The 12,181-nt window shown below is 40.5% G+C and carries 10 protein-coding genes and 1 tRNA gene; 5 read left to right on the plus strand and 6 right to left on the minus strand.

What is annotated here, in order from left to right; genetic code table 11:
* The first annotated feature begins 194 nt into the window (after positions 1-194).
* Both ACOOEY_RS18640 and ACOOEY_RS18645 read left to right on the plus strand, forming a co-directional pair.
* On the plus strand, positions 195-3,977 hold the full coding sequence (locus tag ACOOEY_RS18640; protein WP_420386238.1) for a hypothetical protein: 3,783 nt from the start codon (positions 195-197) through the stop codon (positions 3,975-3,977).
* 26 nt (positions 3,978-4,003) lie between these two features.
* A complete protein-coding gene (locus ACOOEY_RS18645; RefSeq protein WP_420386239.1) occupies positions 4,004-5,284 on the plus strand; it encodes a hypothetical protein in 1,281 nt (426 codons plus the stop codon).
* A gap of 116 nt (positions 5,285-5,400) precedes the next feature.
* Here the strand turns inward: ACOOEY_RS18645 and ACOOEY_RS18650 are convergent, their stop codons facing one another.
* The 3 genes from ACOOEY_RS18650 to ACOOEY_RS18660 form a co-directional block, all read right to left on the minus strand.
* Positions 5,401-6,276: a hypothetical protein gene (locus ACOOEY_RS18650; protein WP_420386240.1), complete on the minus strand. Its 876-nt coding sequence runs from the start codon at positions 6,274-6,276 to the stop codon at positions 5,401-5,403.
* A gap of 324 nt (positions 6,277-6,600) precedes the next feature.
* Positions 6,601-6,843: a zinc ribbon domain-containing protein gene (locus ACOOEY_RS18655; protein ID WP_420386241.1), complete on the minus strand. Its 243-nt coding sequence runs from the start codon at positions 6,841-6,843 to the stop codon at positions 6,601-6,603.
* 123 nt (positions 6,844-6,966) lie between these two features.
* Positions 6,967-7,040: transfer RNA gene (locus tag ACOOEY_RS18660), tRNA-Asp, on the minus strand.
* Between the two features lie 291 nt (positions 7,041-7,331).
* Between ACOOEY_RS18660 and ACOOEY_RS18665 the strand changes: the two genes are divergently transcribed.
* The gene (locus ACOOEY_RS18665; protein WP_420386242.1) at positions 7,332-7,901 is read left to right on the plus strand and encodes a hypothetical protein; all 570 of its coding nucleotides are present in this window, start codon (positions 7,332-7,334) and stop codon (positions 7,899-7,901) included.
* A gap of 8 nt (positions 7,902-7,909) precedes the next feature.
* On the opposite strand, the gene ACOOEY_RS18670 is transcribed toward ACOOEY_RS18665, so the two are convergent.
* Entirely contained in the window at positions 7,910-8,521 is a 612-nt protein-coding gene (locus tag ACOOEY_RS18670) for a DUF6134 family protein (RefSeq protein WP_420386243.1), read from the minus strand.
* Positions 8,522-8,538: 17 nt separating this feature from the next.
* Here ACOOEY_RS18670 and ACOOEY_RS18675 point away from each other — a divergent pair, with 17 nt between their 5' ends.
* The gene (locus ACOOEY_RS18675) at positions 8,539-8,823 is read left to right on the plus strand and encodes a GNAT family N-acetyltransferase (RefSeq protein WP_420386244.1); all 285 of its coding nucleotides are present in this window, start codon (positions 8,539-8,541) and stop codon (positions 8,821-8,823) included.
* 69 nt (positions 8,824-8,892) lie between these two features.
* On the opposite strand, the gene ACOOEY_RS18680 is transcribed toward ACOOEY_RS18675, so the two are convergent.
* Positions 8,893-9,351 carry a CBS domain-containing protein gene (locus tag ACOOEY_RS18680; protein ID WP_420386245.1) on the minus strand — a complete coding sequence of 153 codons (459 nt, stop codon included), beginning with the start codon at positions 9,349-9,351 and terminating at the stop codon, positions 8,893-8,895.
* Positions 9,352-9,494: 143 nt separating this feature from the next.
* Positions 9,495-10,034 carry a DUF1905 domain-containing protein gene (locus ACOOEY_RS18685; RefSeq protein ID WP_420388669.1) on the minus strand — a complete coding sequence of 180 codons (540 nt, stop codon included), beginning with the start codon at positions 10,032-10,034 and terminating at the stop codon, positions 9,495-9,497.
* A 144-nt stretch (positions 10,035-10,178) separates the two neighbouring features.
* Between ACOOEY_RS18685 and ACOOEY_RS18690 the strand changes: the two genes are divergently transcribed.
* Positions 10,179-12,119, plus strand: coding sequence for a CHRD domain-containing protein (locus ACOOEY_RS18690; RefSeq protein ID WP_420386246.1), 1,941 nt, complete (start codon positions 10,179-10,181; stop codon positions 12,117-12,119).
* Positions 12,120-12,181 lie beyond the last annotated feature (62 nt).

Here is a 12,181-nt window from a genome sequence, read left to right on the forward strand (position 1 = left end):
ACAAAGGTTATAGAGATGAAAAGGCTTTATGGAGATAGAGGTCATTTCGGAGAAATTGTGATGCCTTCTCTGATCTTGGGATTTCCATTAAGCCTTAGGTCTTTTTTGCGCAATGAGTTAGCTAAAAACTAGCTTATTAGAAACAAAGAAAATATATTTAAACCTCACTGTTTAAACATTAAGCATACACGTCAATGAATCTTGATTTGCGCTACAGCACAGTCTGTTTTCTTCTTTTTATTGCTTTTTTTTCTAGAACTTCTTTGTTAGGTCAGGGCATACAGGGAATTACTCCACCTACTCCTGCAGCCTATGAAATGACCAGCTTTGAAGCTCAGCAACCCAACCTTTATACCGGTTTGAGTGGCCTTGGCATTCCGCTGTACAGCTTTGATTTTGAAGGAATGAAAATTCCATTAAGCCTTAGTTATAATTCAAAAGGAATCATGGTCAACCAAGAGGCCACCGAAGTAGGCTTGGGCTGGTCTTTAAATGCAACGGCTGTGATTTCCAGAACAGTTGAAGGTATTGACGATTTGTATAACGGGGTGGGGAGTATTGGATATCCATACCAATTAAATCCAATTCAAGATTTTCAACTTAATTCTTCCTATTGGGATATTGTTAAGAATGGAAGAGTAGATACTCAACCTGATGTGTTTAATTATAACTTCTTCGGTTATTCGGGTAAGTTCGTTTTTAAGAAAAAAACTACTCAGGGAGAAAGCCTGACGATAGAAAAACTAACACTTGACGATACAAAAATTGAATTCAACGAATCCCTGTCAAATTTTACCATTACAACACCTGAAGGTTTTCAGGGACTTTTTAGCGCCAGGGAAAGAACGACTACAGTATCAGGTACCGCAGGTGTGGGTTTGACGCAATGGAAAAACGTAAGTACTTATAATGATTTGACAGGACTTCAGACCTCTGGCAGGTATAGGGTGATTACCAGTTGGTACCTCACAAGTATCACAGCCCCGAATGGTAAGCTCCTGAACTTCGAGTACGACCTGGAGACCAGTGGACAAAGCAAATATGTATCTATCACCCAACCTACATTTGGGAATGGTAGGTGGGAAACTGACTGGATACCTGTAGGTGGTACTGCCGCGCAACTTTACCTTTCGTACACCTACTATGATGATAACAACCAAGCTAATATCCAAGATTATGTTGAAACGGTGGCTAACACTGGAGGGCCCCATTATGTGTCTCAGCAACGGTCATACTTCCCGGTTTACCGAGTGATTCAGGAACATGTATACTTATCAAAGATTGAAATACCAAATGAACTGAGAATAACCTTTAATATGGAAGAAAGACATGATCTGGAATCCAATGATCTGGCTCCTTTAACTGTGACGGGAGATAGCGATTATATCATGTCTACCAGCAGTGCCTGGGCCCCTCAGCGGTATACGGGTATTCAGATAGAGGGCCTGGACCCGGCATCAACTTTTAGTAAAGACATTACTTTTCATCAGAGCTATTTTCACCAGGAGTATTTGAATGAAAATGTGGAAGATGATATGGAACTGCAGTATATGAGAAGTAGATTAGATAAACTAACTATAGATGATCAGGTCTATCGTTTCGAATATAACTACGGGTTTAATGGATTGCCCAATAAATCTAATTTTGGAATAGATAATTTTGGTTATTTCCTGCGTGATATTCCCTCCAACAGAAGTGAGGTAATGAATCGTTTTGGTTATACAGTCCATGGGCCAGGGACATTGAGTTCAACTCCCTGGGAGGTGACTCATTATCAAACCGTTAATATGCAGGCAAGTCTTGAAAACAGTCAGATAGGGACACTAAAGAGAGTATATTATCCTACAGGTGGCTATAATCAATATGAATATGAACTGAATGAATATTATGTGAGAGGTGCTATTGACAAAAAGGGAACTGAGGCGGTGGATGATTCAGGGGCTGCCGGGAATGTAACTGGCGGAGGCTTAAGAGTCAAGTCAATATCTTCCTATTCAGAGTTAAATGCGCTGGCATTCAAAAGGACTTATCAGTACCAATTGGCTGATAATAGTACCTCCTCCGGTATATTGATGTCACCACTATGGAACTACTTCTATATGAGGTTCTCACCAACTGGTAGTAATTATTATGTAGGAGTTGTACCGTCTAGTGAAATCTTAGCTGCCAATTCGGCCGATGGTTCCAATATCGGTTATTCCAGAGTAGTAGAGACCTTTGTTGGTAATGGTGAAAGTTATTCTACTATTTATTCATTCGAGAATGAAGAGACTGTTTTTGAACCAAATTTGGAATCAACAAACAGGATCAAGCAGGTTAAGACATTTAAAAATGGCCAGCTGAATTTCATGGATGCAAGAAATGCCAGCAGTTCATCAGTGATGCAGGAAACATTTGATTATTACAATACGGTGACTAGTGAAGTAAAAGGGATGAAGATTCATTTTGGTAGCCCAACAGCTACTGGAGGGTACATGGCTTCATGGCACCCATATACACTACCCAAAACATTTACTGGCATTCAACAGAAAATAGAAGTTATAAAAAACAGTAATGCAGATGTCACCCAAACTACAGATTACACTTACAACAGTTTATACCAGTTAAAGGAGCAATCATTACTTGATTCTAATGGCGATTTGATTAAGACCAGGTTTACCAGGCCGAATGATATAGCAAGCCCGTCAACGGATATTAATGAAATGATAAGCAGAAATATAGTATCTCCTGTTATTGAAGTTATTCAGGAACGAAATGGTGAGGTTATTTCGGCTCAGGCCAATGAGTTTATTGAAGACGGCCATGGAAATATTGTGTTGAACAAAGACTATAGTTATGACATATCCGATGGGACCCACACCCCAACCACTGATGGAAGTACTTTCGATGCTGGTTATGTTTTACTGAATGAATACACAAAGTATGATTCGGAAACCAACTTATTGGAAGTTAAAGACAGGGCAGGTGTTTATAGTGCTCTTATTTGGGGGCATAATAAGATGCTGCCAATAGTAAAAGGTGAGGGTATAACCTATGATCAATTATCGGCTGCCTATACTACTTCATTAGGGGCTAATTATGAAGCAAATATTAGAAGTCATGCCAATACACAAACTGCTTTTGTGACCACTTATGATTATGACCCATATGTTGGTCTTATCGCACAGCATGACCCTAACAATTTAAAAATAAGCTATTCCTATACCAATGAAGACAGGTTGCAGTTAGTCCGTGACAATGATGATAACATTGTACAGTTTATTAACTATAATTTTGAGGAAGGGATTTATAAACAATTATCGCTGGGCTCAAGTCAATTGAGTTATGGAAATGTGGCCCCAAGTGGTAATAAAACTCAATTGTACAGGATCAAGAATACGGGAAATGATGTAATGAACATCAGCGATGTGTCATTTACCAATGCCAAGTTTACCACAAGCGTTTCTAATTTCCCTATTGCACCAGGCGGTTATTTCGATTTACCAATAACCTTTACAGCTGGATCAACAACTTCCTCAGAAAGTGTTACGGTGAGTTTAAGAGAAAATGTCTTAGGTAACCCGGATCTTACCTTTAGTCTTAGTGCTGAAGTAGATACACCCCAACGAGATATGATATTGCCATCTACTTGTGCACTTGTTGAATATCCGTTTATAGAAACCACGGTATCCGTACAGAACCTCGGTAATGACTATCTGGAAGTCGCTTATGTCGAAATTGATGATAATGATGTGGATGATGGTATTGAATTAATCTTTACAAGTACCGGAGAGTGGAGAACAGGCTTATCCAGAAATTATGAATTAGCCATGTACATTCCGCCTAATACTACGCAGACATTTAAAGTAAGATATGTAGGAAGTACAGATATTAATAATTGGGATGGCAATACTAAGCTTGACTTTTTTACCAACAGTACCAATGGTTTTGAGAATACATCGGACGCAACCATCTATGTGAAGAAAACCTGTAATTAGTGCCAAATGATCTTTTCTCTATGCGAATGATGCGCTCAATAGCACTAAGCTTTCTGTTGTGCCTGATAGTAGGGAATAGTATGCTGTCGCAGAGCATTTCTGCCTCAGAAAGTGGGATTAGCTCGGACATGTCAGATTTGAGCAGATCTAACAAGCGCTTGCTAAAGGACTTGGACAAGTTAAAAAGAAAGGGTAGCAAGGTACTTGCGAGACAATACCCTGAGCTGAATTCCACTCAGATAGATTCCTTAATAACCAATTATGCTCAATCATTAGATGACAGCCTGAACACGGAAGGCATTGAGGCAAAGCAAAAAATACAGGACTGGATTGTACAAACGCCTGAAAAGTTACCGGTTTCTGATGAGTTGAAGGAGAGCATTGCTCATATAAATGAAATAGAAGCCATTCAGCAGCTCAATAAGGATACTTTAAAGGTAAAAGATGTGTTCACTGCACAAAACATGAGGAGGCTTGATAAGGGCACTTCTAAAGTCCTTGAGGACCTTGAGCAGTATAAGGCTAACTTCGAGGGTTGGGATGAGGCTCTTCTATCTTCTATAGAAAATTTACCTCAAGCCCAACTGGTCAAGGAAAAATTGGACCACGTCAAAGACTTTAAGGCCTTACCTAAAGGGTACAGGAAGGATATGAGTAAGCTTCAGACCAATAACTTTGTCAGAGACCAGCTCGAGGAAAAGGCAGCGGAGCTGGAAGCTATGGGGGAAAGCCTGCAAGAGCGTTTCGATGAAGCCCTGGTAAAAATGAATGAAGCCAAAATGGAGTTCCCCAGCCTTGAAAGTCTTGAAGATGCCCCACGTAATTACAATCCCTATCAGGGACAGAGCTTGATGCAAAGAACTCAGGTAGGAGGGAACATTAGCCTCAACTCTAATAAACCGATTTCGCTCGATGTTACCGCCAGTTTTGTCTATCCCTTCAACAAAAGATTAAGCTCAGGAATAGAGGCAGGTGGAAGAATATACCTTGAAAAGAGAGAAGTAAATAATCTACAAGAAGATGTCGCTAATGATCTTGTAAGTTTTAGAGCGGTGAGCAGATATGCCCTCAGTTCGACTTTTTATATACAATCTAATTATGAAATCAACAGGTTTCGTAAGCAAAGTACGGATCAGGGTTTAAGCGATCTTACATGGTATAGAACCGCTTTGATTGGTTTGGGAAGGCACATAGTACTGAGAGACAAAGTCAGATTGAATATTACTACTTTTTATGATCTCTTTTATAAGAAACAAAACAGCCCAAATGCAGGCCCATGGATAATTAGACTGGGCTTTCAGTTGTAGGTTGATTGGGAGTTTCAGGCGAGTTTACATTAGCCTAAGAACTGCCTGAAACTTGTTGTTCTGCTTGTCTGGTATTCGTCTGTATTGTCAGGGGCTTACCAAACCATTAGGCATACCTACTTACAATTTCCTTGAGCAATATCCTGATCAGATACTACTTTTAGGTTGTCGTGGATTATGCTTTGGCCATTGTATGATCCATTCTGAAGTAGGTTAGATAAGCCACAGAAATTAGCCAACTGATCATTATAGTTAATAATCAGATTGCCATCCAGTTTAATCAATTTGTTTAATCCATCAAGATTCGAAAGGTTGGTATTGCCACCAATAGACAGCCGCCCTTTAACCAGCTCCAGTGCACTCAATTCATTGAGAGTAGACAAGCTGTGATTATTGATTAAGTGTAGTCCCCCGTCAATGGTTCTGATTTGATTTAGTCCCTCCAGTGAGCTCAGTTTTGGATTATCATTGATAAAGACATCATTCGCTACGCCAGATAGTCCTTGTAATCCTTTAATGTCCAGTAATTCTCTGTTGTCAGTAATGGTGATTCCTTCACCCAGGCTGCTGAGTGTTGAGAGGCTCTCTGTGGTTTGCAGCTTCAGGTTTTCATAGATTCGAATGGAGCCATTGACCGTCTCTATTTTTTCCAGCCCTGATAGGGTCATTAACTTCCTGGTGTTTCTGATCTCTAAATCTCCTTCAATTGTCGTGATATGACTTAGTGCGCTCAGGTCTGTAACCTGACTACTGGCTTCGGTTTCATAGTCATCGATGATCAGGCTTCCCTTGACCACCGAAAATTCAGGCCAGTTAAAATCATCGAGTTCCTGCTGTGAGTTGAAGACCAAATCACCTTGAGGAGGTTCAGGTATTGCTGAAGTATCATCCTGACTGCAGGAGCTAATTGTCATCGCAAATACAGAGAATGAGAGTAAGAAAAGGAGGTTGTGTACTGGTTTCTGTTTGTACCCAATGGTTGTTGTTTTCATAAATGAGTTGAGTTTTATTAAAAGATTTTCAGTGCGCAGTTCGACAAACACTATGCCGTAAGCTGTGCAACTCTTTACCGTTGGTGTAATTCAATGAATATTTATGGTATCACAGATCTGGTAGTCTATGATGACAATATTGAAACCAACCTAGAGAAACTCTCAAGTAAGAGCCCAGAGTTATATCAGAAAATTATACAAAGAGAAAGGGATTTCAGATAAAGGTCTTTAATGAGAGACCAAGGATTATTTAGACTGTATGTTTCAGAACTAAAAAGATTTAAGCACTGGTTATGAAGAATATTTAAATGCATCAACTTAACTCTATAAGTCTCTACCGCAATGTTTGCAAACCCTTGCGTTAGGCTTAATGTATTCAGCACAATAAGGACATTCTGTATACCCCAGTTTAGAAGGGTCTTTAGGAACGACTAAGGCCACTATGATGCCTAAAGGTCCTAATAAGGCTCCAAGGAAAAAACCTCCTATTTCACTTCTTCCACGACTGCGTGTAATTAGAGAAGCGACCACTCCGCAAATAAACCAAAGTATTAAATAAGCTCCCATGCTTCAATTACAATCAAATAATGGTGAATTACAAATGGGAGAATTAAGAAGGTTTTAATACAAATTCCATACAAATAAAAAAGGGTCACAAGATTTTTCACTTGTAACCCTTTGCTTTTTAAGCGGAACGGACGGGACTCGAACCCGCGACCTCCTGCGTGACAGGCAGGCATTCTAACCAGCTGAACTACCGCTCCGTACTGTCCCTTTTGTTTAAGGTGATGCAAAAGTAGTAGCTTCATTTTGATTTGCAAACAGCATATGTGAAAATATTTCAATTTTTTCAGCGGCTTTCAGCTTGTGTCTCATTGCCAGCGACTTATAAACTGTCTTTTTCGAATCAGGTATGGTAGTCCCATCCTGGGCTGTTTTTTCTAGGTAATGCTGGTAGTCAACTAAGGGATTTACCTAATTCCTCCATTTAGGTTTTTAGCGATATAATACGGGAGAAGAGAAACGGAACTTTGGGTATATGAAACAACAAAACCATGAAAAATCTAGCCAAACTTTCGTCTTTTCGGACCGACCACGATCCGGACTCTTCCAGTGTTTCTTATCAATCGAATCAACTATTGAAGTGGGCTGACCTGGATATCAATGTCATGGGAGCGTTTAACCGACCTAAGCAGACTCAAGGTGAGGGAAATAACCTGAATCAGTCCGAATCTTTGAAGGAAGAAATAGATGGGTTGCAGCCTCAACTGGTGCCGATAGATCCTTACGAACTGGTAGAGGATATTTCAACCAGACTTCCCAGTTCATTGAAGTTCAGGCAGATCAGCAGTCAGTTTATGTTGATGGCAGATTTTAATCTATTGGTGAAAGTGCTGACTTATTACCTGGGGAGCCTGCCTAACGTCAAAAACCTGGAACTGAAGTTTATGACCTATGGCAGCAAGGGAGTGTTGAGAATTGATAATTTCTGCGATGCCTGCCAGGTGGAAAGGGAATTGCCCCTAATCTCAAAGATGATGAAGAAATTTAAAGGTTATGCGCTAATGGGGTCCCGATCACTTACCATGGTCTTTAATGTAAAGGACCGCTTTATGCTTGACTGATCAATTGGCTAGTTCTGTTTTAGGCGAAAGGTGATGTTGTAGAGCATGTGGTTAATCTCTATTTCATGGAGTACACCTTCCACATATTTGTGATACTCCTTTTTTCCATTGTGTTGAAAATAATAGGCATTCTCATCTTCATCAGATTTCACTATTTCCAGCTCATCTCCTGTTGCCAGGGCATATACTCTTTTGATGTTGATCGGTTCTTCGAAGTAGAGCAGATCAGCGCCAAGAATGGCTGACTTATTAATACGACTACTTTTTCCATTATTTTCCAGACTGTAGTATCCTGACTTTTTAATCATCTGAATGTCTGTTCTCACATCGCCATGTACTTTGGTAGTAGCCGATGATTGCATCAGATGCTGATTGACATACATGGATTCGGAACTCAGTTCAACAGAAATCTTTACCAAAGCATGAACTTCAATAAGACTGCTTACCATAATCTTGGTGTTCTCATCATTGACCTCCCGGATCACCTGTAGTTCACCTACTTTTTTATCATTCAGAAAGCCTTCATAGACAAGTTCCTGAGCAGACAGAGATAAGGCATAGAGACCGAGGGTTGAAATAAAAATAACTTGTTTCAGGACTTGCTGAACTTTAATATTCATATTCAGTTTCAAAAAGTATGAAATTCAAGATACACCAGAGCGAGACGGAAACAAAGGGAAGTTTTTTCATTGAGCAGGAAGGGAACAAAGTAGCGGAAATGACTTATTCTATTGCCGGGGAAAACCGCATCATTATAGATCATACAGAAGTAGACGATTCTTTGAGAGGGCAGGGGGCTGGCTTGCAGCTTGTTGAACATGCAGTGTCTTATGTTCGTGAAAAGGGGATTAAGATGTTGCCCCTTTGTCCATTTGCCAAAGCGACCTTATTGAGGCACCCTGAATGGAAGGATGTCTGGTGATTCTAAGTTTAGCGCATAAAAAAACAGAGCCTGAGTAGACTCTGTTTCGCTTTTCCGGCCGGAACAATTTTACCATGTAGAAGTTTTGAGGTCTCTGGTGGCCTGGAGTATATCTCTTCTACTCACTTGTCCGACTAATTTTCCATTGTAATCCACTACCGGGAATCTTCGGTAATGGGTATGCAGGAATTTAGAGGCCACATCCAGCACGTCTGCAGTAATAGGTACTGTAGCAACGTTGTTGCTCATGTATTGTATGACAGTGATCTTGCCATGAGGAAGATTATGATAGGCTTCGTCCACCATAATCTTCATGCAGTCTATTTCAGATAATATACCAACAATCTTTCCGTCATCGTCTACCACAGGTGCTCCTGAGATTCTATGCTCCAAAAAGACATCCATTGCATCGGCAATACTCTGCAGCGGATGAAAGGTGATGACTTCTCTGGTCATATAGTCAGTAATGGGCCTGTATTCCTTAACTGATTTGGGCGCTTCGGGTGCTTTTGCTCCTGTAAAATTCATAATCATTCTCGTTTAAAAATTATAGCTGAGTCTAAAAGTGAAAGAGATAGAATGTAGTGTTTTAAACTGAAAATACAAAATAAACAACTGCCTAATTTATATTTAAGCCATATAAAAGACCGTTAAAGTTGTTTTATTCAGAATCAAGTCAGGTTGCTTCTATTGTTGTATTCCTTAATCTTCTCGCTCAGAAGTTTAAAATCGAGTTGACCATTTACATCCTTTAGGTGGTCGAGTATGGCCAGCGCCTTATTGATCTGCTTATCTATGTTCTTGACTTTGCTCACCAGGTAAATCAGGCTTCTTTGCTTACCAGGAGTCAATGCATGAAAATAATTGCTCCCTGTGTCATCCTGGTCCAGCATGACCTGTAAACTTTCAGGCATGGGCATGCCGTATTCAGAAGTATCTTTCTTTAACTGTAAAGTCACCGGATCGCCTTCTTTAAGCCCTAGTCTTTCTCTGATTTTTTTATTAACCATAATGTAGCTGCCATCTCCCCAGGGCATTAAGGCACTGTTCATTTTTACCTCACCATTGACCAGACATATTACTCTTTTATGGTCCGGGCTGCTCAGCTTTTTAGTGGTCGCACTATCAACCGGGAAGTGATAATACCAGGTAGACCAATTGAAGTATTCAAGTGTGGTATGATAAGTAATGCTTTCGATCAGTTCTGAGATAAATGTTGAGAAAAAGACAAATTAAAAAAGGGCCTTAAATCTATTTGTTTAATGATTTGCAATAAAAATTAAACATTTCTCACGACTTAGGTAATCCAGCCCGGCTTCTGGGTTCGTAAATGAAGCGAACCCAAAAATAAACCTATGAAATTATCAAAATACCTTAAGTTTTTAACATTACTTATTTTGGCTATCCTGGTAGGAGCCTGTAGTGATGACGATCCCGTTCCCATGCCTACTGGTATGGAAGATAGTTTTACCCTAAGTGCTTTGAATAATTCGGGCGTTTCGGGTAGTGTGAAAATTGAAGAAGCAGATCAGGGCGGAAGTATTATTACGCTAATGCTGAATGGAACTTCTTCAGGTAATTCTCATCCAGCGCACGTTCACTTTAATACGGCTGCAGAGGGTGGTGACATTGCCATTTCATTAACTCCGGTTGATGGTGCCACAGGAATGAGCGAAACCTATGTGACTACGCTCGATGATGGAACATCTATTAGTTATGAAGAACTCATTGTCTTCGATGGTTATGTAAACATTCACCTGAGTGCTGAAGATTTGGCTACAGTAGTAGCACAAGGAGATATTGGCGTCAATGAATTGACAGGTGAGTCTGAGTCTTATGCACTTTACGAGAAGGATGTAGATGGCGTGAGCGGTACGTTCATGCTGGAGAGAAGAGCTAATGGTACAGCTTTGGCTACCGTTATGCTCAGTGGAACTCAATCAGGCGATATGCACCCTGGTCATATCCATGATGATAATGCCGCCACTGGTGGAGCCATTGCTATCAGTTTGAATGCTGTAGATGGTGCAACCGGTGTTAGTAAGACATCAATTGAAATGAAAGATGATGGAACTGCTATTACTTATGATGAGCTATTGAATTATGATGGTTACGTCAATATTCATAATAGCATGTCTGACCTCGGAACACTGGTAGCTCAGGGTGATATCGGACAAAATGAATTAACTGGTCAAAGCAAGAGCTATGATCTGATGGAAAAAGCAGTAGCAGGTATCAGTGGTACATTCACCATCTCAGAAAGAGTGAACGGAGAAGCTTTGGCTGTTGTGTCATTGATGGGTACTTCTGATGGAAATATGCATCCTGGACACATTCATAATAATTCAGCAGCAGAGTCAGGCGGTATCGCTTATACCTTTAATCCGGTAGATGGAGCCACAGGCATGAGTGTAAATAACATTGCCATGTTAGACGATGGAACTGCAATTACATATACTCAATTGCTAGACTTCAATGGTTATGTGAACATCCATAATAGTGCATCAGATCTGGCGACTCTCGTGGCTCAGGGCGATATAGGTTCGAACGAACTGACTGGTGAAAGCTATTCATATGATTTAGGTTCAGTAGCAGTGGCTACCATTGATGGTACAGTAACCTTCAGGCAAAGAAAAGATGGTACTGCACTGGCTGTAGTAGAATTGAACGGTACTTCTGCCGGTAATGCTCACCCGGGTCACATACATGATAATGCCGCTATCGAATCAGGGGGCATTGCGGTTACCCTGAATGATGTTGACGGTGCTACCGGTGTAGGTATGACCAGTATCAGAATGAAAGACGATGGCACCGCCATTACTTATGAAGAGTTACTTAATTACAATGGATATATCAACATTCATAACAGTGTCTCGGACCTGGGAACTTTGATTGCTCAGGGAGATATTGGATCGAATGAATTGACTGGAAATACAATCTCTTATGATTTGGAGGAGAGAGATCAGCAGGGAACCAGTGGTACCATTGAGTTTATGGAAAGAAAGGATGGTACAACATTGATTAAGATTCAACTGCAGAACACCATCTCAACGGATTCTCACCCAGGTCACATTCATGCTAATTCGGCTGCGGAAGGCGGAGCGATACTGTTCACCTTCAACAATGTAGACGGTGCTACCGGTATGAGTATGACCAACATGAGAACCCTGGATGATGACTCAGCCATCAGTTATTCTGATATAGCAACATTCGATGGTTATGTAAACATCCACAAAAGTGCAAACGACCTGGCTACTTTGGTTGCCCAAGGTGACATCGGAGCTAACGCAAATTAATTTTGGTAGTTCATATGTTTAAATGAGCATGGTGTTCTAATGCTGAACACAGCAAAATGCCA

The sequence above is a fragment of the Roseivirga sp. genome, from assembly GCF_965216855.1.
Lineage (GTDB): Bacteria > Bacteroidota > Bacteroidia > Cytophagales > Cyclobacteriaceae > Roseivirga.